The organism is Campylobacter sp. DY7, assembly GCF_057802535.1.
Window position 1 is genome coordinate 185,033 of record NZ_JBYJAU010000002.1, and the last position, 23,502, is coordinate 208,534.

A 23,502-nucleotide genomic window follows, 5' to 3' on the forward strand; every position below is an offset into this window, starting at 1 on the left:
TATGGATAAATTAACTTTAGAAATAGTTACTCCGCACGGAGAAATTTTTAATTCAGAAGTTAAGTCGGTTTTAGTTCCAGGAAGCGAAGGCGAGTTTGGTGTATTACCAAACCACGCTTCTATTATTTCTTTATTACAAGCTGGAGTAATTAGTGTTGAAAATTGTGATGGTTCAAAAGAATTAATTGCTATTGATTCAGGCCATGTAAAAGTTGATGAAAATGGGGTTGTTATTTTAGCTCAAGGTGCTGTATATCTAGGCGGAAAAGAAAACTCTATTAGTAAGAAAAAACTAGAAGAAGCACAAGAATTATTAAAATCAGCTGGTGCTAATTCAGCTACTTTAGCAGCTACTTTAGGGAGATTGGATTCTAAATGAATTTGATTTTAGATTTTGACTTAGCTACTTTATTAGCGGTTGGGATTTTAGCTTTTTATTCTATTATTGCTTTAGCGATTTTTATTTATCGCTTAAGCAATATTTCAAAGTTTTATCAAGAAGAATTAAAATCATTAGATAGGTTATTAAAAAACCAAGATTTATCTTTTGAATCTTATTTTAAACCTTGTGAAGGCTCAAAAACAAAGCTAGAAATATACTATAACGAAGCAGGGAAAAACCTTAGTGAAGGTCTTACTTGGCTTAGCATTATAGCTACCACTTCGCCTTTCATAGGATTATTTGGAACTGTTGTTTCAATATACTTTACTTTAATTTCTTTAAATGGTAATGCAGATATAAATCAAATTGCATCTCCAATAGGTCATGCTTTAATAGCAACTGCAAGTGGTATTGTATCGGCGATTTTAGCTTATACTTTTCACTTAATTGTTAAAAGAAAAGTATTTGAATGTTTAAATATTTTAGAGAGCGAAATAAAGATTTTAAACAATGAAAAATAATTTTTTAAACGAAGAGCCAGAATTAAACATAACGCCTTTAGTTGATGTTATGCTTGTTTTGATTGTAATTTTAATGTTAGTAATACCTAATTTAAAATATGATGAAAGCATAAATCTTCCAAATGGCTCTAAAACAAATGTAAGCAAAGCAAAAAAAGAAGATATATTTGTAAGTATCACAAATAATGAAATTGTATTAAATAAAAAGAAATATTCATATATTAGCTTTTTTGATAATTTTGCTTTAATTAAAAATCAATTAGATAAAGAAAAAATAGTTTATATAGCAGGCGATAAAGACATTAGTTATGATAAGCTAATGCAAGTTTTAACTACTTTTAGCAAAGCAGGTTTTGTAAAAATTTCTCTACAAACAAAATGAGTAAAACAAAAGCATTTTTATTATCTTGTTTGATTTATATATTAAGCATATTAATTGTAATTTTATTACTTAAATTATTTGCTTCAAATAATGAAATTGTAAAATATGGAAATAGCGATATAAATATTTTATTCGTTCAAGAAGATACTAATATAAACGAAGAAATCAAACAAGATTACACAAAAGAAGTTTCAAACAAAATAAATGAAAATATTGTAAATAATAGCAATGAAAATTCGGCAAAAGAAACACAAAAAGAAGAAGAAAAAAAAGAGAATTTGAATTCGGATTTTAGCGATTTGTTTAGTGATTTAAATGTAGCTAAAACAGAAAAGAAAAAAGAAGTAAAAAAACAAGAAAATACTTTTAATGATGAACAACTAGCTGCCTTAAAAAAATTACAAAATCAATTATCAAATACAACAATTAAATCAAATAATAATTCAAAAAATACAACAACTTCAGCAAAAGTTGCAGGGATTTATGATGAATATTTTGGCAAAGTGAATGCTTATTTAAAAAATGTGTGGAGTTTAGTTACTGCAAATAGTAGTGGTATAAATGATAAAGAATTTTTTGAAGTAGCATTTACAATATCAAAAAATGGTATAATCAAACTTCATGATAATGGTTTTAATGAAAGTTCGGTATTAAGACAATACGCAAGAGTTTTTATAAAAACAATTAATCAACAAAATAAAAATTTAGGTATCCCACCAAATCAGCAAGATTATAGTGGCAATTTAAGACTTTCAGTCGTATTAAGTATCAAGGAGATAAAATGAAAAAGATAGTTTTATTATTTTTTAGTTTAGTTTGCTTAAGCGCCGATATTATTATGGATGTAGTAAGCGAACAACAAGTTTTACCTAAGATTAGAATTACAACTAGTAGTTTAGTTAATTTTGATTTTGATAAGGTGATTAAAAATGATGTTTTAGTAAGTTCAAAATTTGAAGTTACAGATAGCGCAGATGCTAATTATGAGTTAAATTATACTTTAGTTCCTAGTGGAAATAATTATGATTTAACCATTGTTTTAAAAGGTGAAAATAATGTAAGTAAATATGAAAATAAATTTTCTTATCCAAAAAATGCTTATGTGTTTTTATCTCATAAAGCAATATCAACTATGCTAAAAGATTTAAAAATAGCAGATATAGATTGGATGAATAGAAAGATTTTAATAACAAGAAAAATAGCTGCAAAGCAAAGCCAAATTTTAATCGCTGATTATACTCTTAATTATCAAAAGATAATTATGCAAGGCGGACTTAATTTATTTGCAAAATGGGCTAATGAAGAGCAAAATGCTTTTTATTACACAGACTATAATAAAGATACTTTAAGTATTTATAAATACAACTTATTAAACAATCAAAAAACATTAATTACTCAAGGTGTTGGAATGCTTGCTTTAAGTGATATTAGTAAAGATGGAAGTAAGGCATTAATTACTAAAACCATAGAAGATCAGCCAGAAGTATTTTTATTTGATTTAAATACAAAAGCTAGTAAAAGACTAACAAGTTATAAAGGAATTGATGTTAGTGCTAAGTTTTTAGGAGATAATTCATTTGCTTTTGTTAGTGATAGAAGTTCATATCCTAATTTATATATGCAAGGACTTGATAAAAATAATGCTACTCAATTAGTTTATCATGGTAAAAACAATTCAGCATTTAGTGTATTTAATAATTATATAGTTTATTCAAGTCGTGAAAAATCAGGGGATTTTAATCTATATGTAATGGCAACTGATTCTCAATATGTAAGACAACTTACATTAAACGGAAGAAATATATTCCCTAATTTTAGCAATGATGGAAAGACAATTATGTTTATAAAATTACTAGGAATGCAAAGTTCTTTAGGGATATTAAGACTTGATGAGAATAAAGTGTATCATTTCCCTTTAAAAGTTGGCAAAATTTCAACTTTAGACTGGTAATTAAATAAATTTAAAGTTTTTAGAACTATAATTTACTTTACTTTTAATTGAAAGGAATAATAATGAAAAAATTAGCTTATGCGGTTGCTTTAGCAGCTTTAGTTGTTGGTTGTAGTCAAAAGGCTACAGTTGAGGCTCCAAAAAAAGTTGAGCCAGCTCCAGAAATCAATGTAGATGTAAAAGAAGATATTAATACTAAGATAGATAGAATTAATAATTCTTTAGGTAAAGTTTATTTTGATTTTGATAAATACGACATTCGTTCAGATATGTATGGCGTAGTATCAAACAATGCTGGTTTATTAAATGGCGATGGTAAAGATTTAAATATCGTTGTTGAAGGTAACTGCGATGAGTGGGGTAGTGAAGAATATAACCAAGCTCTAGGTTTAAAAAGAGCAAAAGCTGTTAAAGATGGCTTAGAAGCTCAAGGCGTAAATAGCTCAAGAATTACAATTAAGAGCTATGGCGAAAACAACCCAGTTTGCAATGATAAAACTAAAGAATGCGATGCTCAAAATCGTAGAGCTGAAACAAAAGTTCAGTTTTAATAAATGATAAAAAAAATAATATTTTTAGGGGCTTTAGCCCCTATTATTTATGCGGAAACTTCAGCCTTTAATGCAGGCAATATAAATCTTAAAGAACCTTATGGACTTACAGAAAACGAAAAAGTATTGTTAGAAAATAAAAAAAAGGTTGAAACTCTTAGTAAAGATTACACTGGCGTTGATTTTAAAACAAACAAAGCTTTAGAGAGAATTGAAGGAATTCAAAGCGTAATAGATGATTTAAACAATAAAACTTACAATTTTGAAGGTAAGTTATTAGAAGTTGAGAAATTTTCAAAAGAAAAATCAGAAAGTTATGATAAAGAACTTGCAGATATAAAACAAGAATTAAAAAATCAAAGATATGCGATTAATCAATTAAAAAAGGCTTTAAGTGAACTAACTAATTTAGTGGGTAGTTTAGGAGAGAGTAAAGCTGCAAAAATCTCAAATATAGAGCTTAATACAAATAATGTAACAGCTCAAACTCCAGCACAAAAAATGGATAATGCTATAAGTTTATTTAATAGTAAAAACTATGATGCTGCTGCTAAAATATTTGAAGAATTAGCAAACTCAAGACATAAACCTGCTCAATGTAATTTTTATTTAGGTCAAATAGCTTATGCAAAAAAAGATTATAATAACGCAATTTATTATTATAAAACAAGTTCGGATTTATATAACGCACAAGGGGTAAAAGCTCCTAATATGCCTTTAATTTTATTAAACACAGCTAATTCATTAAAAGCAATTAATGAGCTAGATAAGGCAAATAATTTTTATGCAGCACTTAAAAAACAATTTCCAAATTCAAGTGAAGCAAAAAGTATAAATTAATAGAAAGGATAAAGTATGGCTATACAAAAAGATAGTGTTGTATCACTTAATTTTATATTGCGTGATGCTAAAACTAACGAAGTGTTAGAAAACAATACTGATTTTCATCCTATTTCATTTTTATTAGGAAGAAATCAAGTATTAGAAGCTTTAGAAGAAGAAATCGCTAAATTAAATGAAGGCGATGAAAGTGATATCTTAATTACAAAAGATAAAGCATGGCAAGAATACGATGAGAATTTGATTCAGGAATTACCAAAAGAACAATTTGCTGGAATCGAGCTTAAAGTTGGATTAGAATTATTTGGCGAGAATGAAGATGGTTCAACCGTAAGAGTTGTTGTAAAAGAAATTAAAAATGATACAGTAGTAATTGATTATAATCATCCTTATGCAGGAAAAGATTTATTATTTACAGTAAGCATTAAAGAAGTAAGAGAGGCAACAGAAGATGAACTAGCAAGTGGAGTAGTAGCACAAGCTGGTGGTTGTGGTTGTGGAAATCACGGACACGGCGGATGCAAAGGTGATGGAAGTTGCGGACATCATGATCATGATGAAGAAGAACACCATCATCACCACGGCGGCGGTTGCTGAAGAAGTTAATTAGGGCTAAGGTTTAGCTAAACTATAACTTTTTAAGGCGACCAAGTCGCCTTAGCTTAATAAGACAAGGATTATTATAAATCTTCATTATTAGTTTTGATTATTGTTTGTAATAATCGTTTTCTTGTTAAATCAGATTTTAGTATTGTTATTAATATTTATAAGATTTTTAATTAGAAAATTTTAGTCATTTAGCTTAGAATAAATTAAAAGGAAAAAAATATGAATTACGCTTTTATTTACCCAGGACAAGGCTCACAAAGTGCTTTTATGGGGAAGGATTTGTATGATAATTTTGAGTTTGTAAGAAAAACTTATGATGAAGTTAGCGAATTTTGTGATATTGATTTTAAAGAATTAATTTTTTCTGAAAATGAAAGATTAAATATAAGTGAATTTACTCAACCTGCAATATTGCTAAATAGCATGATGTATTATAAGGTTTTTGAAAAACTATTAGATGAAAATAAAATTTCTTTAAGAGAGAGTAATCACACAGCATTTTTAAGTAAGAAAAATACCCCTTCACTAGGTCATTCTTTAGGAGAGTTTTCGGCTCTTTGTGCAAATAAAGCAATTGATTTAAAAAATGCTTTAAAATTAGTTAATATGCGTGGTAAATTTATGCAAGAGTGTGCAAGTAGTGAAAATCCAGCTTCAATGATGGTAATACTTGGCTTAAATGATAGTGATGTTGAGATGATTTGTAATAAAGCAAATGCAGAAAACAAACAAATCTATGCGGCAAATTATAATTGTGACGGACAAATTGTAGTTGCAGGGATTAAAAAAGACTTAGAAGAGAGTGCCGAGCTTTTTAAAAGTGCAGGTGCAAAAAGAGCAATGATGCTTAATATGAGTGTTGCAAGTCATTGTCCTTTAATGCAAAGTGCAGCTAATAAACTTGAAGAATTTTTAGTATTTAATGATAATTTTACTCCTGTTATTTCAAATGCTACAAAACTTGCTTATAGCACACAAAATGAAGCAAAACAAGCAATCAAAGAGCAATTAATTAAGCCTGTTTTATATAAGCAAAGTATTTTAGAGCTTGAAAGTAGTGTTGATGGCTTTATAGAATTTGGTAGCAATGTATTATGCGGTTTAAACAAAAAAATCACACAAAAAGAAAGTGTAAGCATAAAAAGCTTAGATGATATAAATAATTTTATAAAAGCAATTAAGGAAAAATTATGAAAATAGCAATTCTAGGTGCTATGCGTGAAGAAATTGAACCGATTTTAAAAGAGTATTCATATAAAGAAAGCAAATACGCAAATAATAATTATTATTTTATTGACTATGCAGGGCATGAGCTAATTGTTGCAAACTCAAAAATAGGTAAAGTAAATGCAGCTATTAGTGCAAGTGTTATGATAGAAAAATATAAGGCTGATTGTTTATTATTTACAGGCGTTGCTGGTTCGCTAAATCCTGAGCTAAAAATCGGAGATTTATTAATAGCTAATGAATTAGTTCAGCACGATGTTGATATTACTGCATTTGGCCATAAGCCTGGCTTTGTGCCTGATACAAGCGTTTATATTAAAACAAACGAAAAGCTAAATAATATCGCTAAAAAAGTTGCAAAAGAATTAAATCTTAATGTAAAAGAAGGAATCATAGCTACAGCTGATCAATTTATTTGCGATGAAAATAAAAAAACTTGGATAAGAGATACGTTTAACGCAGATGCTGTGGAGATGGAAGGAGCTAGTGTTGCTTTAGTTTGTGAAAGCCTTAATGTGCCTTGTATGATTTTAAGAGCGATTAGTGATGACGCTAGTGGAAATGCTGATGTGAGTTTTGATGAGTTTTTAGAACTAGCTGCAAAAAATAGTGCTAATTTTGTTTTAAAAATGTGCGAACATTTGTTTAAAAACGAACTTAGCAAAAGACTTATAAAAGAAGTTGCAAGAGCTTGTGATAAGTTTGATTTAATAGAAGAAGGCGATAAGGTTTTAGTAGGTCTTAGTGGTGGAAAAGATAGTTTAAGCTTATTAATGCTACTAAAACATATGCAAAGAGCTGTTCCTTTTAAATTTGATTTTGAAGCTGTAACGCTTAGTTATGGAATGGGCGAAGATTATAAATATTTAAGTAATTATTGCAAGATTTTAGGCATTAAACACACTATAATTGATAGTAATATTTACGAGATTTCAAGTGAGAAAATCCGTAAAAATTCAAGCTTTTGTTCGTTCTTTTCTCGTATGAGAAGAGGGTATTTATATACTTACGCAAAAGAAAATGGCTTTAATAAATTAGCTCTAGGTCATCATTTAGATGATGCTATTGAGAGCTTTTTTATGAACTTTACTTATAACGGCGCTTTAAGAACACTTGCAGCGAAATTTACTTCAGCTCAAGGGGTTACCGTAATTCGTCCTTTAATTTTCGTTCGTGAAAGAATGCTAAGAGAAAATGCTATAAAAAATGGGCTTAAAACAATAGGTGATGAAGCGTGTCCTGCTATGAGATTTGATGTGAAAATGCCACACGCAAGAGCAGAAACAAAAGAGCTTTTAGCAAGTCTTGAAGCACAAAATCCAAAATTATTCAAAAGCCTTGAAAACGCATTTTTTAATATTCATTATGATACATTCTTTGCAAACGAAGGTGCTAATTATTGCAAGGAATAATCTTAAATACAATAAGTGTAAGGGATAAGGATTTAATAGTCTTTATCCTTGATAATAATGAGCTTATTAAATGTTATAGATTTTATGGAGTTAGACATTCTCATTTAATAATCGGAAATATGATTGATTATGAGCTTGATATTAGACCTTTGTTTTTACCTAAACTTCATTCTACAATGCAACTTGCTTTGCCTTTAAAATCTGTTGAAATCATTAAAGCTTGGCAGGACTTTTGCTTTCTTTTATACGAGCATTTAAAGGATAATCAAGAGTGCGGAGAGTTTTATTATAATTTATGCCTTAGAATACTCAAAAGACTTGAAATTCAAGATTATAAAAGGGTTTTTCTTGACGCTTATTCGCTTATGATTGAGCATGAAGGAAGGCTTAATTTTAGTCAAAATTGCGTTGAATGTGGCAAGGAGCTGAGTGATTATTTTTTACTTGGAGAAGGCTTTTTGATGTATTGCAATGGCTGTAAAAATAGTGTAAAAATCAATAAATTTAAAATGAAAGATTATTTACAGCATAAAACCTCATCTATTTTTGAAGACGATGAGATTGATTTGCTTTATAAGGTATTTTCTAAAAAACTTTAATTTATATTTTTTAAGAAGTTTCCAAGAATTTGAAATAGGAATTTGATAAAAATAATTTTTAAATTCCTAATTCAAATTCCTTGATTTAAAAGCTTAAAATGTTTAAGAATTTGATTTAGGAATTAGACCTAAATCAAATCTCTTTTATAAATGCTTTTTAGTTTTCTATCTAGTTTATAGCAAACTTCATAAATTGCTGGAATTGCAAATAAAGTAAGTATTGTAGAGCTTATTAGACCACTAATTACTGCTACTGCCATAGGAGAGTTACTCTCATATCCTGCTCCATGAGAGATAGCTAGTGGAAGCATTGCAAAAATCATTGCTATTGTTGTCATTAAAATAGCTCTTATTCTGCTTTTGCCCGCTATTTTTAGAGCATGTTTAACTTCCATTCCACTATCGCATAGTTTGTTAGCAACATCAATTAATAAAATAGCGTTTTTACCAACCATTCCAAACAATAATATTAATGCAACTAATACAAATAATGAGAATGTATTTCCTGTAATAAATAATCCCACGCAAGCTCCAGCAAAAGCAAGTGGCATAGTAATCATAATAACAAGTGGAACGATAAGGCTTTCATAAAGTGCAGCAAGAACTAAATAAATCAAAGTAAATGCCAAAATCATAACAATAGCAAAGCCTATTATTGTTTCTTTTAATAAATCAATAAAGCCTGTAAAGGTATAATTTACATTTGAATTACCCAAAATCTTATCCATATTACTCTCAAGTTTAGCTTTAACTTCGCCTAAAGAGATTTTATCAGCACCTGCTGTAATTCTTACAGAACGAGTTTTATTAAGTCTATTTATGCTGCTACTATCTTTTATAAGCTTAACATTTGCTATGCTTAATAGACTTATTATCCTACCATCCATTGTTTTAATTTGTATTTTTTCTAAGCTTTTTAAATCTTCTTTTTGCGGTTTGCTAAGTTGTAAATAAATATCTTTACTTCCCTTAACATCATCTAAAACTCCAGCATTTACATTCGCAAAAGAAGTTTGAATTACTTGGGCAAGTTCTTGGGTATTTACATTTAGTTTTCTTGCCTTTTCTTTATCTACAAAAACAGCTAAAACATCAGCATAAGCATCAATATCATCAGTAATATCAACAACGCCTTGCAATTCACTTAAAACATTTTTTGCTCTTCTACTAGCACTAATTAATGAAGCAAAATCATCGCCTAATAATACAAATTGTATAGGCTCATCAACTCCTGCTCCTTCAAATTTAGGTATTTCTAAAACTTTTATTTTTAAATCATCAAATACTAAATCTTTTCTTAGATTTGCTACAACTTCTTTTTGTCTTATATCTCTTTGATTAAGTGGTTTTAGTTTTACATAAATTTTTGCTTTTTTTCTATCTTTTGCATCATCATATCCTATTAAAACATAAGCAAATTCTACATTTTTGTTTTCTTTAATTTTTTTAAGGATATTTAATGATGATTCTTCCATAGCTTCTATTGATAGGTCTTTTTTTGATTCAATTTGCACTTGCAATTCGCTATCATCTTCCATAGGTAAAAAATCAAGTCCTATTTTTGGTGCTAAAGAAAACGACACAGCACATAAAACAAGGATTATTCCTATAAAAATCTTTTTATAATCTAAAATAGTATCAAGAGTATTTTCATACCAAAGTTCAAGTTTTTGAAAATATATTTCTGTTTTATCGTGGAATTTGCTTTCGTTTGTATTTAAAAATCTAGCACTTATAGTAGGGACTAAAAACACACAAACTAAAAACGAAATAATTACACCAAAAGCAACGCTCATTCCCAAAGCATTAAAAAATAAGCCCGAAATACTATTCATAAATGAAATCGGAATAAATACGCAAAGTAAAACAACACTAATGCTAAATACCGAAAAGGCAATTTCTTTAATACCAACATAACTTGCCATTAAAGCGTTTTTTTCTGTTTTGATTTTTTTGCTTATGTTTTCTATAACAACGATAGCATCATCTACGAAAATACCTATTGATAGGGTTAAAGCGATTAAAGTTAAACGATTTAAATCATATCCAAATAAATATATTAAGAAAAAGCTTGATATGATTGAAGTAGGTATTGCAATACTTGCAATGATAGTTGCACTAATATTTCTTAAAAACAAAAATACAATTAAAATTGTTAAAATTACACCCAAACACATATCAAAAACAACTTGCTTTATGTGTTTTAAGATATTTTCTGATTTATCATATACGATTTCAAATTCTATATCTTTATGAAATTCTTTTATACCAACCAAAGCTTTTTTGATATTTTTTACTGCTTCTAAGCTGTTTTGACCTGCTATTTTTTTAAGCTCAAACAATACCCCATTATTGTCTTTAAAATAAGCAAAGCTTTCTTTTGTATTGTAGTCTGTATTAATCTTAGCAACATCTTTTAAAAATACACCTGGACTAACCCTTAATTCTTCTAATTCTTTTATGTTATTTGAATCAAAATATCCTTTTAGAGTTATATTTCTTGATTTATTTTCAATATTGCCTAAATAGCTTTTAAAATTTTGCATTTTGATAAGTTTTAAAATATCTAAAGAATTCAAATGATATTTATTTAACTCATCTAAGTCTAAATCTATTTTTATATTATTTTTTAAAAAACCTACCATTTTAACTTCACCAACGCCTTTTATGCGTTGAAAGTCGTTTTCTAAATCATCTTCAATTATTTGCATTAAAGCATTATCATCTAGCTCTTTTGAAGATACGAAAATACTCATAACAGCACCAGCATCACTTGATACTTTTTCTACGCTAGGAGTAAATTCTAATTTCATTTTTGATATTTTTTCACGAATATCATTTACTGCTATTTCAAGGTCTTTTCCTAATTCAAATTCCACAGCAATAACGCTTAAATTATTAAAGCTTTTTGAAGTAATTCTTTTTATTTGACTAACGCCTGAGATTTGATTTTCTATCTTTTTTGTAACTTGAGATTCTACATAGCTTAAATCAGCATTTGCAAATGTAGTGATTTTTACTAAAGGAATATCTACACTAGGATATAAGTTAATTGGCATTGTAAAAATTGAAATAACTCCAAATATTAACAAGCCTAAAAACGCCATTAATATCGTAATCGGTCTATTTATCGCTAACTTTAACATTTATTTACCTGTAATTATATAGCCTTCACCAAATGAGCCTATTTTTAAATCTTTTGCTAAAACCTCAGCATAAACCTTTCTAGTTTTTACATCTATGCTAGGATAAACTTTACTTATTTTTCCACTTGTTTTTAATCCATCAATTATATACTCGTAAGTATCTCCTACTTTTACTTCATTTATATATTTTTCATCAAAACTCAAAAGCAATTTAACATCAGGATAAGAATCAAGTATAAAAAGTGCTTGAACAGGACTTGCTACGCCTTCGCCTAATTCTATTAGTTTTGCAGTTATTAAGCCATTAAATGGAGCTTTAAGCTTTTTTTGAGAGATTATAGTTTCATATTTTTTACTAGCCATATTAGCTGATTTTAATCTTTGTTCTGCTTCGTTTTGTTTAAAGTTAATTTCATCTAAGGTTTGTTCGTTTAGAACTGATTTTACTTGTTGATATCTTTGCTGTGTGCTTGTAGCTAGTTTTAATGCTTTGCTTGCTAGGGTTTGTTGCACTCTTGCTTCTTCTAAACCAACTAATTCTAAGTTATGATCTAGCTCTAATAAAACATCTCCTTTTTTTACATATTGTCCAATTTCTACATTTATTTTATTTACAATACCAAGTGCTTGCATTGATAATTTTGCACTTTTTTGAGCCACTACATCAAAACTTGCATAAATTGGTTCAGCATACAAATTAAAAGCTATACATAAAAATAATAATCTTTTCAAACTAACTCCTATAAATCAATAACAAAATCGCTAATTTTTAAACCTTTATTATACAAAAGTTCTGCTTTTGTTATTTCTAATTTTGCCTTAACAAAGCTAAGTTTTGCTAAAGCACCTTGAGAACTCTCTAAAGCGTTTAAATATTCTACATAGCCAACAAGTCCAGCTTCATATTTTTTAGCAATACTGCTAAAAGCAAGTTCGCTAGCTTGTAATACTTTTTCGTTTGCAATTATTTCTTCTTTTAAATTATCAATCTTTAAATTTAATAATTTTTCTTTTTCACTAGCATTTTTTTTACTAAACATATAAAGCTCTTTAGCAGAAAGCGAAGTGAGTTTTGCGCTCTCATAAGCTTTTTTATCAGCTCCAAAAGCAAAAATATTCCAAGAAAATCCTATAAACAATACATTTGAAAACATTTTATCTTTTAATCTTCCAGTAAGTTTGCTATTAAAAGGAGTATAGATTGCATAGCCTATATTGTTTTTACCAAGTCCTGTGATATTTTTAGCAAAAATTATAGGTTTAAAACCTGCTAAAGATAATTCTTTATTTAACTCCCCCATTTCATCTTTTAAGGCACTAATTCTTACATCATAAGAATTGTTTTCTTTATCGTTTAAAAGAACTGCACTACCTTTTAAAGGTTTATAATGCTCGTTTGTAATTAGATAAATATTACTTAAGATTTCATCTTTTTGATAATTTAAATTTTGTAATTCGTTTTTTACTAATTCAAGTTTTGCTCTAAAAATTTCTAGTTCATCATCAGGTCTTAAACCTACTTGATTTAATTTTTCTAATCTATTTAAACTAGCTTTTAAATATTCAATATGCTTATTTTTATATTCAATATTTTGAGCTAGTGCTAAGTAAGAATAATATAAGCTTACTAATTTTAATTCTAGTTCATTTTTTATTTTTTCTTCTTCTAATTTGTTTAGCTCATAATCTTTTTTGCTTAATTTTATATTTTGCTCTCTTTTGCCATCATATATTAAAGCATCAACCGAAATACTAGAGCTTAATATATTGTTTGGATTTACTAAGTATTTATCCAAATCAAAAGAAACAAAGCCACCTTGCAAGCTAACGCTTGGGTAATATTTGTATTTTATGCTCTCAAAGGTTTTTTCTTTGCTTTGTGTTTCGTAATTTTTAGCTTTTAGTTGCTCGTTGTTTTCTATACTTTTTAGCATAAGTTGTAAATTACCAGCACAAAGTGCGCAAGACATTAGTAAAGATAAAGATAATTTTTTCATATTTTTTCCTAAGTAAAACTTTTAACCAAATTGCCTATTAATAGATTCCAACCATCAACTAATACAAATATTAGTATTTTAAATGGTAAGGATATCATTACAGGTGGCAACATCATCATACCCATAGCCATAAGAACTGATGATACAACCATATCAATCACTAAAAACGGCAAGTATAATAAAAACCCTATCTCAAATGCAGTTTTTAACTCGCTTATCATAAAAGCAGGAACTAAAGTAACCAAGCTTACATCATCTATGCTTTTAGGATTTTCTAGATTTCTTAAGCGATAAAATAGTGCTAAATCTTTTTCCCTTGTATTTTTTAGCATAAATTCTTTAAATGGTTTAGTGCTTAGCTCGAATGCTTCTTCATATCCGATTTGCTCTTCTAAATAAGGCTTTATTCCTATTTCATAAGACTTACTTGCTGCTGGTTGCATTATAAAAAATGTAATAACAAGTGCAAGCGAGATTAAAATCGTATTTGGTGGCATAGCTTGAGTTCCCATTGCCTGTCTCATAAATGAAAACACGATAATAAGCCTTAAAAACGAAGTACAAACAAATATTATGCTAGGTGCAAGTGCTAGTATCGTTAGAACTATTACTACATTTAGCGTTGTTACTAGTTGGCTTGGGCTTTCGGGTGCGCTTAGATTTAGATTTAGCGTTGGCACACTAAGTGGTGCTTCAGCATAAATTAACACTGAAAATAAGCATAATAGCAGTAATTTTTTCACCGATTTCCTTAAAGAGTTTTTAAAAATATTATCCAAAACTTGCTAACATTTTCTTAAAATCAAAAGGAAAAATATGAAAAAAAGTGTTGTTATTTTAGCAGCTGGGTTTGGAACTAGAATGAATTCAAATCTTGCAAAGCCTTTGCATACAATTTGTGGAAAATCTTTAATAAAAATCATCGTTGAAAATGCTTTAAAATTAGCAGATGATATAACGCTAATACTTCATCATCAAGCTGAAAACATAAAAGAGCATTTAAAAGACTTTAACAATCTAAATTACATCTATCAAGATATGACAAATCATAAAGGAACAGGTGGAGCTTTAATTTCTTATGAGCCAAAAAATGATGAGGTTTTAATCTTAAATGCTGATATGCCATTAATTACACTAAAAAGCTTAGAAATAATAGCTAATACAAAAGCAGATATTGTTCTTAGCACTTTTAATAAATTTGAAAAAAATGCTTACGGAAGAGTAATTAAAGAAAATAACAAAATCATAAAAATAGTAGAGACAAAAGATGCAAATGATGAAGAGCTAAAATGCACATTATGTAATGCAGGAATATATAAAATGAGTAAAAATGTATTAAAAACATATATTCCAAAGCTAAATAATAACAACGCTCAAAAAGAATACTACATAACAGATGTTATAAAAATGGCAATTGATGATGGCTTAATGCTTTGCGAATGTGTATTTGATGAGCTTGAGTTTTTAGGAATTAATAATAAGCTAGATTTAGAACTAGCTGAGAATATTATGCAAGATAGAATTAAAAATGAGCTTTTAATAAATGGTGTTATTATGCATAATAAATCAAGTATTTTTATTGAACTTGATTGTGAGATTAGTAATGATTGTGAGATTGAAAGCGGTGTTGTTATTAAAGCTAATTCTAAGATTAAAAACTCAAAAATATTGACAAATTGTGTTATAGAAAATAGCATAATAGAAAACTCAAGCATAGGACCAATGGCAAGAATTCGTCCAAAATGCGTTATAAAAGAAAGTAAAATCGGTAATTTCGTAGAATGTAAAAATGCAAAACTTGAAGAAGTAAAAGCAGGGCATTTAGCGTATTTAGGTGATTGTGAGATTAGTAGTGGGGTAAATATTGGCTGCGGTGTAATTATTTGTAATTACGATGGAAAGGCTAAACATATAAGCAAAATCGGTAAAAATGTTTTCGTAGGCTCAAATGCAAATCTAATAGCGCCTATTAGTATTCCTGATGATACTTTAATTGCAGCAGGTAGCACGATAAGTAATAAAGATGCTAAGAAATTAGTGGCAAAAGATTTATTTTTAGAGCGTAGCAAGGGCGTGATTTTTAATAATTTTAAGGATTTTTAATGAGAGTATTATTATGCGTTAGTGGTAGCATTAGCTTTTATAAAAGCTTTGAGCTTATTTCAATGTTTAAAGAAGCCGATATTAAAGTAAAAGTTTTATTAAGCGATGGGGCTTTAAAATTTGTAAATCCTATATCTTATGAAGCCTTGTGCGAAAGCGTTTTAACAAGTGATAATGAAAGCTGGGAAAATGATAAAAATCACATAGCTTTTTCTAAAGATTGTGATGTTGTGGTTTTTGCACCTGCTAGCGTAAATAGTATAAATAAACTTGCAAATGGTATTTGTGATAATGTATTTTTAAGCACATTGATTGCATCAAATAAACCTTTAATAATAGCACCAGCAGCAAATACTAATATGTATTTATCAAGCCAAACTCAAAAAAGCTTAGAATATCTTAAAAGTTGCGGAGCTAAGATAATTAAGCCTATTTCTAAGACTTTAGCGTGTGGGGAATTTGGAATAGGAGCTTTAGCTAATACAAAAGATATTTTCTTAGCTACTTTAAAAGAGATTTATAAAGATAAATTCTATATAGGAAAAAATATATTAATCACAGGTGGTGGCACTAGAGAGAGTATAGATTTAGTTAGAAATGTAGGAAATTATTCAAGTGGAACTATGTCTGATGCGCTTGCTAAACAAGCTTATTTAAGGGGTGCTAATGTTGTTTATTTAAAAGCTAGATGTGAAGCTATTAATAAAGAAAACTTCACACAATTAAGCTATGATACTAGTGCTGAGCTTTGGGAATTAATGCAAGAATATAAAGAATTTGATTATTTATTTATGTGTGCTGCTGTTAGTGATTTTATTCCGATTAAGCAAGAAACAAAACTAAAAAGAGATGAGTTTAGCGATGAGCTTTGCATTAAAATTAAGCCTAATATAGATTTAGTCGCTAATTATAATTTCGCAGGTAAAAAAATAGGCTTTAAACTTGAATGCGATGAAAAAATAGCTTATGAGAATGCAAAAAAAGCTCTTGTAAATAAGGGTTTAAGTTTGCTATGTCTTAATATTTTAGGAGAACATACTCAATTTGGCTCAAGTAAAAATGAAATATTTTTCTGTGATTATTCAGGCATTAGCGAAGGATTTTACGATACTAAAGAAAACTTAGCAAAAATTATTTTTGATAGAGTAAAAGCTGATGTTTAATGATGTTTTGCCGATTAAATTTAAAGTCTTAGACAAGATGATGTTTAATCGCTATAAATTATTAATCGGTAAAAAAGAATTAACAACAAAATCAAGCATAGAGCTTGAGCCAAATACTTATTATTTAGCTGAAATTTATGATAAATTAGTTTTTAAAAATCTTCAAGCTGATAAGGTTTTTGCTTATATTGATTATGATTGTTTTGAGTTGTTAAAAATCGCTTTTAGAGATGATTTTAAATATACTCTTATTAATTCTTTACTTCAAACTAACAAAAAAGCTGATTATGACTGCTATAAAACTATGCTTTTTGCATTAAATGAAGATATTTTGTATCTTCCATGCTTACTTGAAAACAAGCCTATTTTAATTGAGTATAGGAAGAAAAAGAATGAATTAGTGATTTATTATGATGTTTTTGCTAAATTAAGTTTAAATTTAAATACCAATAAAATAATAACTAGTTTTTCTAAAGTTAAAGAAATCTGCTTAAATTATTCAAACAATGTGGAAATTTCACCTTATAAAGACGATTTTTTTAGCCTTAGTTTTAAAGGAAAATTATGAATAATTTAAATCATTTAGCCATTATCATGGATGGTAATGGAAGATGGGCTAAAAATCAAGGATTATTAAGAAGTTTCGGTCATAAAGCAGGTGCTAAAACAATAGAAAAATTAGCAAAAGTTTGTATAGAAGAAAATATCAAATCACTTAGTTTGTTTGCATTTTCTACTGAAAATTGGAAAAGACCTAAAGAAGAAGTTGATTTTATTTTTAAACTTTTAAAAGAATACTTAAGTAGTGAATTAAATAATTTTATAGAAAATCAAATTAAATTCGTAAGCTTTGGAGATATTAGCGTTTTAGATGAAGTTACTAAGGAATTGATTTTAGAATTTGAAGAAAAAACTAAAAATAATTCAAGACTAGTTTTTAATCTAGGTATTAATTATGGTGGAAAAGATGAATTAATAAGAGCTTTTAAAAAGCTTAACAATTCTAATGAAGAAATTAATGAAGAAAATCTAACTAAGCATTTAGATATTAAAGAAGATGTTGATTTACTCATTAGAACAGGTGGGCATTTTAGGATTTCAAATTTCTTGCTTTGGCAATGTGCTTATGCTGAGTTTGTTTTTACACCTACGCTTTTTCCTGATTTTAGTGATACAGAATTAAGAAAAATAATAAATGATTTTAGAATTTGTAAAAGGAATTTCGGTGGAGTTTGATATATTAATATTTGTTTTTGGGCTTGTTTTTGGCTCGTTTTTAAATGTGCTTATTTTAAGATTACCAGAAAATAAAAGCTTATTTTATCCGCCAAGCTCTTGTAGCACTTGCAATAATAAACTTAAGTTTTATCATAATATTCCTGTTATTTCTTGGCTTGTGCTTGGTGGCAAATGTGGATTTTGCAAAAGTAAAATCAGCTGTCAATATCCATTAATTGAGCTTATTGTTGGCTTTATTTTTTTATATACTATTGATGTTTATTCGCTTGAAGCTTTTATTTATTCAATATTTTTAGCACTTAGCTTTTCTTTACTTTTTGCACTTTGTATTATTGATGTTCGTTATTTAGCAGTTCCTAGCTTTACGCTTATGCTTACGCTTATTTTTGCATTAATTTATACTCATTCACTAGATAGTTTTAAAAATGCTTTGCTGTTTGCAGGTGGGGCGTATTTGTTAAAAGCTTTAATTGAAAGTATTATGAATATAAAGGCAAAAAGCGAAGAAGAATGCGTTCAAGTAATGGGAGAAGCTGATATTGAGATAATGGCTTTAATAGGTGCTTTATTAGGCGTTTTAGAAGGCTTTGTTGCGATATTTTTAGGAGCTTTAGTATCTTTACCTGTGTTTATGTATTTAAGACTTAAAGGCAAAGAAAACATTCAAGTTCCATTTATTCCGTTTTTAAGCATAGGACTTGCTATTGCTTGGTTTTTCCCAACTATAAGTGAATTTTGCTTAGATTATGTAAGATGATTAAGAAGTATTTATTTAGACAATTTATAGGTTCGTTTTTATCAATATTTTTAACTTTATTTTTAGTAAGCTCAATTATTGTTCTTTTTCAAATAGCAAAAATTACTTCATATATTGAATTAAGCCTTTATGAATTGTTTAAATTATATTCTTTAATGAGTGTAAAACTTATTCTTTTTACAATACCTATAAGCTTTTTTATAACCTGCTTTATGTGTGTTTTAAGACTATCTAAAGAAAATGAAATAATTATGCTTTTTTCTTTAGGATATTCGCCTAGAAAAATCTCTAATTTTTTTAGTATTTTAGCTCTTTTTGTAAGCTCTATTTTATTAGTAATTAGTATTGTTTTTATGCCACTTAGCTTTTCATTGTATGATAATTTTATTGATTATAAAAGAGCTTTTTCTAAGATAAATCTTAAAAATAATAATTTCGGACAAAAGATAGGAAATTATATTTATTTTGCTAATGAGTCTAAAGATGGCGGTTATGAAGATATTATTTTGTATTCTTATAAGGGTGCTAACGAGCAAATCCTAATCGCAAAAAATGGCAAAATCACAAACGAAGATAATAAAATATCGTTTTTATTAGAAAATGTAACTTTATATAATTTTAAGCAAAATTTAGAAATTGCAAAGATAAAAAACCTTAATTTTAGCACCTTAATTAATTCAACTATTACTGATATAAAATCTTTTAAAGAATACTGGAAAGATTACAAAAGCCCTTCAAAATCAAAAGAATTAGTAATTTATGTAATGCTTAGCTTACTACCAATTGCAAGCGTTCATTTTGCCTTAGCATTTAGCATAATTAGCTCAAGATATGAAAAAAGCCATGAATATTTAGCTATGCTTGTGTTTTTGATAATTTATCTTGTTCCTATGATGCTGTTTTTAAATTATCATTTTTATACGATTGTTATTACATTTAGCATAGCGTTTTTTATCTCAAAGCTTTGTTTTAGAAAGAAAATCCTTAGTAGGTATTAATGTATTCAAGCTTAAAATTATTTAATAAAAATTTCATAGTTTTAAGAGATGATTTATTAGGCGAAATTAATGGGAATAAAGCTAGAAAATTAGATTTTTTAAAAGATGTTCGCTTACCATATAAGCATTTAATCTCTTATGGTTCAAGTCAATCAAACGCAATGCAAGCAATAGCCCTTTTTGCTAATAAAAACAATTATAAATTTTCTTTTGTGGTTGCTAGAAAATGTGAAATTACTGGTAATTTAAAAGATGCCATAGATAATAATGCAATAATTTATTATGCTAATAATCCTTTAGAATTCGCAAGAGCTTTACATAAAAATGATAATGAAAGCTTTTTAATTAGTGAAGGTGTTTGTGAAGATTATGCAAGATTTGGTTTTCATAAAATGGCAAAAGAAATAAATGCCTTAGCAAAAGATATTGATTTTGATGTATTTTTGCCTAGCGGAACATATACAAGTGCAATTTATCTTGAAAAATATCTAAATGAGTTTAATCCTAATATTAGAGTTTTTACTACAAGTTGTGTTAGTGCAGATGAATATTTTATAAAACAAATCAATAAATTAAATCCTAATTCAAATCTAAAATTATTAAAAACTGCTAAGAAATATCATTTTGCGCATTTATATGAAGAGCTTTTTGTTATGCTTATGAATATTGATGAGCTTAAGTTTGATTTGCTTTATGATGGGGTTGGGCTTAAGGCTATTTATGAAAATCTTGATGATTTTAAAGAAAATATTTTATATATTCATCAAGGCGGTTTAATAGGTTCAAATACTCTAAAAGAACGCTATTTAAGAAAATATAAATTAACATAATTCCTATTTCAAATTCTCATAATTTTTCAAAGAATTTGAAATAGGAATTTCAAAAATGAAATTCCTAAAAATTATTATAAAAACTTCACAAAGCCGTTAATTATAATAGCATTTACAATATCTACTAAAAATCCACCCATAATAGGCACTACAATGAATGCGATTTTGCAAGGTCCGAAGTGATTAGTTACAGCTTGTAAGTTTGCAATCGCTGTTGGAGTTGCTCCCATACCAAAGCCACAATGCCCTGCAACAAGACAAGCAGCTGCGTAGTTTTTGCCACATATTACAAAGGTTACATATCTTACATAAATAATAATTGCTATTGTTTGAATTATTAATAACACGCTAATTGGAACAGCTAGTTTTATAAGCTCAACGATATTTAAAGTCATAATTGACATTGCTAAGAATAATGATAAAGCAACGTTTCCGATAACGCCTACTTCTCTATCAAAAACTTTATGAATATTAAGCGAGCTAAAGCCGTTTCTAATAATAATTCCAGCAAATAAGCACCAAACGAAAGTTGGCATACTATCTAAGAAGCTTAATACACTATTAGACTCCATAGTTACTGCACCAGTTACTTTATCAACTACTTCATGTATAGTGATTTTATTTAAAAAATTACATAAATAATCAATAGTATTTCCTATTACTAAAGCAAGTGCGATTAAGCTTAAGCTTGTAATAAAACTATCACTTGTTATTAATCTTACTTTTTGTGGGCTTGTAAATGCTTCATCGCTTGAGGTTTCACTGCTTTCTATTTCATCGCTTTTTAGATTAAATTTCTTTACTAAATAGTTTGCCATAGGACCACCTATAAGACCACCAGCAATAAGTCCATATGTTGCACATGCCATTGCTATATCGGTTGCTTGAGAGAAATTATAAGGACTTGCTTGAAATGTAGCGCCCCATGCTGCACCTGTTCCATGACCACCACTTAGAGTAATTGAGCCACCTAGTAAGCCTATTAAAGGATTTTCACCCATAGCTTTCATTACAGCTACTCCGATACCATTTTGAACTATTAGTAAAACAAAAACAGCAATAGCAAAAGTGATTAATAAACTACCACCTTTTTTAATGCTATTAAAATCAGCACTAAGCCCAACCGTAGCATAAAACGCTAGTAAAAGCGGAGTTTTGATATCTTCTGCAAACTTAATAGTAAAATTAGCATAATAGCTAGACAAGAATAAGATAAATGCAACGATAATACCGCCAGTTACAGGCTCAGGAATATCGTAGTTTTTTAAGAATTTTGAGTATTTAGTAATCACTCTTCCTAAAATTAAAACTAGCATAATACAAATAAATGTGCTATAAAAATTAAGCTCAAGTATGCTAGAACCATTATCATTGCTAATAAGTTTAGCAATGCCATAATTTATTGTGTTCATAAGCTCTCCTTTTTATTAAGTTTTTTATTTTGTCTTAAAAGATTAAATTTGTTACAAATATAAGCAAAGTAATTTATTAAAATGTGTAAATTTGTAATCAAAACTATTTTAATCTTAAGGATATTACAAATTTCAAAGAATTTGAAATAGGAATTACAAATTTTGATTTAGTTTAAAAACACTATAAATCTTTATAATAACAAAAACTAAAAAGGATTAAAAATGAATATTGTTTTTAGTATTTTGTATTTTTTGGCTATATTTTTTACTAATGCAAACATTCTTTTAAGAGTAATAAAATTAAATACTTTTAATAAAATTAGAAAATTAATTGTAGCTTTGTTTTCTTTGATATTTGCACTTGAGATAAATATTTTAAGTGATATAAATTTAGTAAAAGAGCTTTTGTTTTATACTTTGATTTTGCTTATTTTTAGCACTTTGGTTTTTTTAATTTTAATGAGTTTTCAATATCTTAAAAGTAAGCAGATTTATTCAATAGATTTTGCTAAAAATATTGATATTTGGGAGATTGTAATATTTATTCCGTTATTTTGCATATTTTTAAGCAAGATTAGTTTTGAGCTTTCTATCGTTTATACTTTTTTAGCCTTTTTCTTCTTTTATAAAGTATGCAAAAATGCTATCAAAACTCCTAAAATTAAGAATATTACACTAAGCAATAACAAGCTTAAAAATAATCTTAAAATAGCCCTAATAGCAGATATTCATCTAAAAAGAAATCTAAATGATGATTTTTTTAAAAAAATCGTAGATAGAATAAACGAGCAAAAGCCTGATTTAGTAGCAATTTCGGGGGATTTAATTGATGGCTCTATTAAAGATATTAAATGCCTTCATTATTTAAATGATTTAAGCTCAACTTATGGCACTTTTTATGTCTTAGGCAATCACGAATATTATCACGGAGTTGCAAGCATAGTAGAAGAATTAAAAAAATATAATATAAATATTTTAGATAATAAAAGCATAGAATTTAATGATTTTGTAATCTCAGGTGTAAATGATTTGATGGGAAATAAGCTAAATACCTTTAAGCCTGATATAAACGCTTTAAAGCCAAACTCTTTAAAGGCAAATATTTTGCTAACTCATCAGCCAAAATTCGCAAAATTGCACGATGTAAGCTCGTATGATTTAATTCTAGCAGGTCATACTCATGCAGGGCAGATTTTCCCATTTAGCTTAGCTGTAAAGCTTGAGCAAGGATTTTTATATGGATATTATGAAAAATACAAAATGTATGTAACAAGTGGAGCAGGATTTTGGGGAGTTGTTGCAAGATTAATTGCAAAAAGCGAGATAGTGATGATTAATTTAAAGAGCAAAGAGTAATCATTATTACACTTTAGGTAATATTAG

At 28.0% G+C, this 23,502-nt stretch carries 24 protein-coding genes and 1 pseudogene; 20 read left to right on the forward strand and 5 right to left on the reverse strand.

The window, feature by feature from the left end; all coding sequences use genetic code 11:
- Position 1: 1 nt before the first annotated feature.
- The 12 genes and pseudogenes from atpC (at position 2) to recO (ending at position 8,474) form a co-directional block, all read left to right on the forward strand.
- Positions 2–379, forward strand: coding sequence for an ATP synthase F1 subunit epsilon (gene atpC, locus AC1B00_RS02330; protein WP_239817990.1), 378 nt, complete (start codon positions 2–4; stop codon positions 377–379).
- Positions 376–903, forward strand: a complete 528-nt coding sequence (locus AC1B00_RS02335) for a MotA/TolQ/ExbB proton channel family protein (protein WP_488847918.1) — start codon at positions 376–378, stop codon at positions 901–903. The genes atpC and AC1B00_RS02335 overlap by 4 nt, the downstream gene beginning before the upstream one ends.
- On the forward strand, positions 893–1,285 hold the full coding sequence (locus AC1B00_RS02340; RefSeq protein WP_239817992.1) for an ExbD/TolR family protein: 393 nt from the start codon (positions 893–895) through the stop codon (positions 1,283–1,285). Before AC1B00_RS02335 ends, AC1B00_RS02340 begins: the two co-directional genes overlap by 11 nt.
- Positions 1,282–2,070, forward strand: a complete 789-nt coding sequence (locus AC1B00_RS02345) for a hypothetical protein (RefSeq protein ID WP_488847919.1) — start codon at positions 1,282–1,284, stop codon at positions 2,068–2,070. Before AC1B00_RS02340 ends, AC1B00_RS02345 begins: the two co-directional genes overlap by 4 nt.
- Positions 2,067–3,236: a Tol-Pal system protein TolB gene (gene tolB / locus AC1B00_RS02350; protein ID WP_488847921.1), complete on the forward strand. Its 1,170-nt coding sequence runs from the start codon at positions 2,067–2,069 to the stop codon at positions 3,234–3,236. Before AC1B00_RS02345 ends, tolB begins: the two co-directional genes overlap by 4 nt.
- A gap of 62 nt (positions 3,237–3,298) precedes the next feature.
- Complete coding sequence (locus AC1B00_RS02355; protein ID WP_239817995.1) at positions 3,299–3,787, forward strand: OmpA family protein; 489 nt, start codon at positions 3,299–3,301, stop codon at positions 3,785–3,787.
- 3 nt (positions 3,788–3,790) lie between these two features.
- Complete coding sequence (locus AC1B00_RS02360) at positions 3,791–4,627, forward strand: tetratricopeptide repeat protein (protein ID WP_239817996.1); 837 nt, start codon at positions 3,791–3,793, stop codon at positions 4,625–4,627.
- A gap of 15 nt (positions 4,628–4,642) precedes the next feature.
- Positions 4,643–5,224 (forward strand): FKBP-type peptidyl-prolyl cis-trans isomerase, encoded by a 582-nt coding sequence (locus AC1B00_RS02365; protein WP_239817997.1) that lies wholly within the window; start codon positions 4,643–4,645, stop codon positions 5,222–5,224.
- A gap of 231 nt (positions 5,225–5,455) precedes the next feature.
- A complete protein-coding gene (locus AC1B00_RS02370; protein ID WP_488847922.1) occupies positions 5,456–6,430 on the forward strand; it encodes an ACP S-malonyltransferase in 975 nt (324 codons plus the stop codon).
- A pseudogene (locus tag AC1B00_RS02375) lies at positions 6,427–7,107 on the forward strand (5'-methylthioadenosine/adenosylhomocysteine nucleosidase); the annotation flags it as partial. The gene AC1B00_RS02370 and the pseudogene AC1B00_RS02375, both read left to right, overlap by 4 nt.
- Positions 7,093–7,875, forward strand: a complete 783-nt coding sequence (locus tag AC1B00_RS02380; RefSeq protein ID WP_239818525.1) for a tRNA 2-thiocytidine biosynthesis TtcA family protein — start codon at positions 7,093–7,095, stop codon at positions 7,873–7,875. The pseudogene AC1B00_RS02375 and the gene AC1B00_RS02380, both read left to right, overlap by 15 nt.
- Positions 7,863–8,474 carry a recombination protein RecO gene (gene recO / locus AC1B00_RS02385; protein WP_239817999.1) on the forward strand — a complete coding sequence of 204 codons (612 nt, stop codon included), beginning with the start codon at positions 7,863–7,865 and terminating at the stop codon, positions 8,472–8,474. Before AC1B00_RS02380 ends, recO begins: the two co-directional genes overlap by 13 nt.
- A 128-nt stretch (positions 8,475–8,602) precedes the next feature.
- Here the strand turns inward: recO and AC1B00_RS02390 are convergent, their stop codons facing one another.
- The 4 genes from AC1B00_RS02390 to fliP are packed head-to-tail and all read right to left on the reverse strand — an operon-like array spanning position 8,603 to position 14,360.
- Complete coding sequence (locus AC1B00_RS02390) at positions 8,603–11,620, reverse strand: efflux RND transporter permease subunit (protein ID WP_488847923.1); 3,018 nt, start codon at positions 11,618–11,620, stop codon at positions 8,603–8,605.
- The gene (locus AC1B00_RS02395) at positions 11,621–12,352 is read right to left on the reverse strand and encodes an efflux RND transporter periplasmic adaptor subunit (RefSeq protein ID WP_488847924.1); all 732 of its coding nucleotides are present in this window, start codon (positions 12,350–12,352) and stop codon (positions 11,621–11,623) included.
- An 8-nt stretch (positions 12,353–12,360) separates the two neighbouring features.
- Complete coding sequence (locus AC1B00_RS02400; protein WP_488847925.1) at positions 12,361–13,617, reverse strand: TolC family protein; 1,257 nt, start codon at positions 13,615–13,617, stop codon at positions 12,361–12,363.
- A gap of 8 nt (positions 13,618–13,625) precedes the next feature.
- Positions 13,626–14,360, reverse strand: a complete 735-nt coding sequence (fliP, locus tag AC1B00_RS02405; protein ID WP_239818003.1) for a flagellar type III secretion system pore protein FliP — start codon at positions 14,358–14,360, stop codon at positions 13,626–13,628.
- Positions 14,361–14,433: 73 nt separating this feature from the next.
- Between fliP and glmU the strand changes: the two genes are divergently transcribed.
- Genes glmU through AC1B00_RS02440 form a run of 7 tightly spaced genes read left to right on the forward strand, consistent with a single transcriptional unit; the run spans position 14,434 to position 20,707 of the window.
- Complete coding sequence (gene glmU, locus AC1B00_RS02410) at positions 14,434–15,720, forward strand: bifunctional UDP-N-acetylglucosamine diphosphorylase/glucosamine-1-phosphate N-acetyltransferase GlmU (RefSeq protein WP_488847926.1); 1,287 nt, start codon at positions 14,434–14,436, stop codon at positions 15,718–15,720.
- Positions 15,720–16,883, forward strand: coding sequence for a bifunctional phosphopantothenoylcysteine decarboxylase/phosphopantothenate--cysteine ligase CoaBC (gene coaBC, locus AC1B00_RS02415; RefSeq protein ID WP_488847927.1), 1,164 nt, complete (start codon positions 15,720–15,722; stop codon positions 16,881–16,883). The genes glmU and coaBC overlap by 1 nt, the downstream gene beginning before the upstream one ends.
- Positions 16,876–17,451, forward strand: a complete 576-nt coding sequence (locus AC1B00_RS02420) for a hypothetical protein (RefSeq protein ID WP_336611329.1) — start codon at positions 16,876–16,878, stop codon at positions 17,449–17,451. The genes coaBC and AC1B00_RS02420 overlap by 8 nt, the downstream gene beginning before the upstream one ends.
- Positions 17,448–18,119, forward strand: coding sequence for a polyprenyl diphosphate synthase (gene uppS, locus AC1B00_RS02425; protein WP_336611328.1), 672 nt, complete (start codon positions 17,448–17,450; stop codon positions 18,117–18,119). The genes AC1B00_RS02420 and uppS overlap by 4 nt, the downstream gene beginning before the upstream one ends.
- On the forward strand, positions 18,109–18,879 hold the full coding sequence (locus AC1B00_RS02430; protein WP_488847929.1) for a prepilin peptidase: 771 nt from the start codon (positions 18,109–18,111) through the stop codon (positions 18,877–18,879). Before uppS ends, AC1B00_RS02430 begins: the two co-directional genes overlap by 11 nt.
- Complete coding sequence (locus AC1B00_RS02435) at positions 18,858–19,877, forward strand: LptF/LptG family permease (RefSeq protein WP_488847930.1); 1,020 nt, start codon at positions 18,858–18,860, stop codon at positions 19,875–19,877. Before AC1B00_RS02430 ends, AC1B00_RS02435 begins: the two co-directional genes overlap by 22 nt.
- Complete coding sequence (locus AC1B00_RS02440; RefSeq protein WP_488847931.1) at positions 19,877–20,707, forward strand: 1-aminocyclopropane-1-carboxylate deaminase; 831 nt, start codon at positions 19,877–19,879, stop codon at positions 20,705–20,707. The genes AC1B00_RS02435 and AC1B00_RS02440 overlap by 1 nt, the downstream gene beginning before the upstream one ends.
- Before the next feature lie 74 nt (positions 20,708–20,781).
- Here the strand turns inward: AC1B00_RS02440 and AC1B00_RS02445 are convergent, their stop codons facing one another.
- The gene (locus AC1B00_RS02445; protein WP_336611324.1) at positions 20,782–22,119 is read right to left on the reverse strand and encodes a sodium/glutamate symporter; all 1,338 of its coding nucleotides are present in this window, start codon (positions 22,117–22,119) and stop codon (positions 20,782–20,784) included.
- 222 nt (positions 22,120–22,341) lie between these two features.
- Between AC1B00_RS02445 and AC1B00_RS02450 the strand changes: the two genes are divergently transcribed.
- A complete protein-coding gene (locus AC1B00_RS02450; protein WP_488847932.1) occupies positions 22,342–23,475 on the forward strand; it encodes a metallophosphoesterase in 1,134 nt (377 codons plus the stop codon).
- Positions 23,476–23,502: the final 27 nt, after the last annotated feature.

Bases quoted from the DNA above. Each gene is read 5' to 3' on its own strand.
- atpC (WP_239817990.1), top strand. From the start codon at position 2: ATGGATAAATTAACTTTAGAAATAGTTACTCCGCACGGAGAAATTTTT.
- AC1B00_RS02335 (WP_488847918.1), top strand. From the start codon at position 376: ATGAATTTGATTTTAGATTTTGACTTAGCTACTTTATTAGCGGTTGGG.
- AC1B00_RS02340 (WP_239817992.1), top strand. From the start codon at position 893: ATGAAAAATAATTTTTTAAACGAAGAGCCAGAATTAAACATAACGCCT.
- AC1B00_RS02345 (WP_488847919.1), top strand. From the start codon at position 1,282: ATGAGTAAAACAAAAGCATTTTTATTATCTTGTTTGATTTATATATTA.
- tolB (WP_488847921.1), top strand. From the start codon at position 2,067: ATGAAAAAGATAGTTTTATTATTTTTTAGTTTAGTTTGCTTAAGCGCC.
- AC1B00_RS02355 (WP_239817995.1), top strand. From the start codon at position 3,299: ATGAAAAAATTAGCTTATGCGGTTGCTTTAGCAGCTTTAGTTGTTGGT.
- AC1B00_RS02360 (WP_239817996.1), top strand. From the start codon at position 3,791: ATGATAAAAAAAATAATATTTTTAGGGGCTTTAGCCCCTATTATTTAT.
- AC1B00_RS02365 (WP_239817997.1), top strand. From the start codon at position 4,643: ATGGCTATACAAAAAGATAGTGTTGTATCACTTAATTTTATATTGCGT.
- AC1B00_RS02370 (WP_488847922.1), top strand. From the start codon at position 5,456: ATGAATTACGCTTTTATTTACCCAGGACAAGGCTCACAAAGTGCTTTT.
- AC1B00_RS02380 (WP_239818525.1), top strand. From the start codon at position 7,093: ATGTGCGAACATTTGTTTAAAAACGAACTTAGCAAAAGACTTATAAAA.
- AC1B00_RS02390 (WP_488847923.1), bottom strand. From the start codon at position 11,620: ATGTTAAAGTTAGCGATAAATAGACCGATTACGATATTAATGGCGTTT.
- AC1B00_RS02400 (WP_488847925.1), bottom strand. From the start codon at position 13,617: ATGAAAAAATTATCTTTATCTTTACTAATGTCTTGCGCACTTTGTGCT.
- glmU (WP_488847926.1), top strand. From the start codon at position 14,434: ATGAAAAAAAGTGTTGTTATTTTAGCAGCTGGGTTTGGAACTAGAATG.
- coaBC (WP_488847927.1), top strand. From the start codon at position 15,720: ATGAGAGTATTATTATGCGTTAGTGGTAGCATTAGCTTTTATAAAAGC.
- AC1B00_RS02420 (WP_336611329.1), top strand. From the start codon at position 16,876: ATGTTTAATGATGTTTTGCCGATTAAATTTAAAGTCTTAGACAAGATG.
- uppS (WP_336611328.1), top strand. From the start codon at position 17,448: ATGAATAATTTAAATCATTTAGCCATTATCATGGATGGTAATGGAAGA.
- AC1B00_RS02440 (WP_488847931.1), top strand. From the start codon at position 19,877: ATGTATTCAAGCTTAAAATTATTTAATAAAAATTTCATAGTTTTAAGA.
- AC1B00_RS02445 (WP_336611324.1), bottom strand. From the start codon at position 22,119: ATGAACACAATAAATTATGGCATTGCTAAACTTATTAGCAATGATAAT.
- AC1B00_RS02450 (WP_488847932.1), top strand. From the start codon at position 22,342: ATGAATATTGTTTTTAGTATTTTGTATTTTTTGGCTATATTTTTTACT.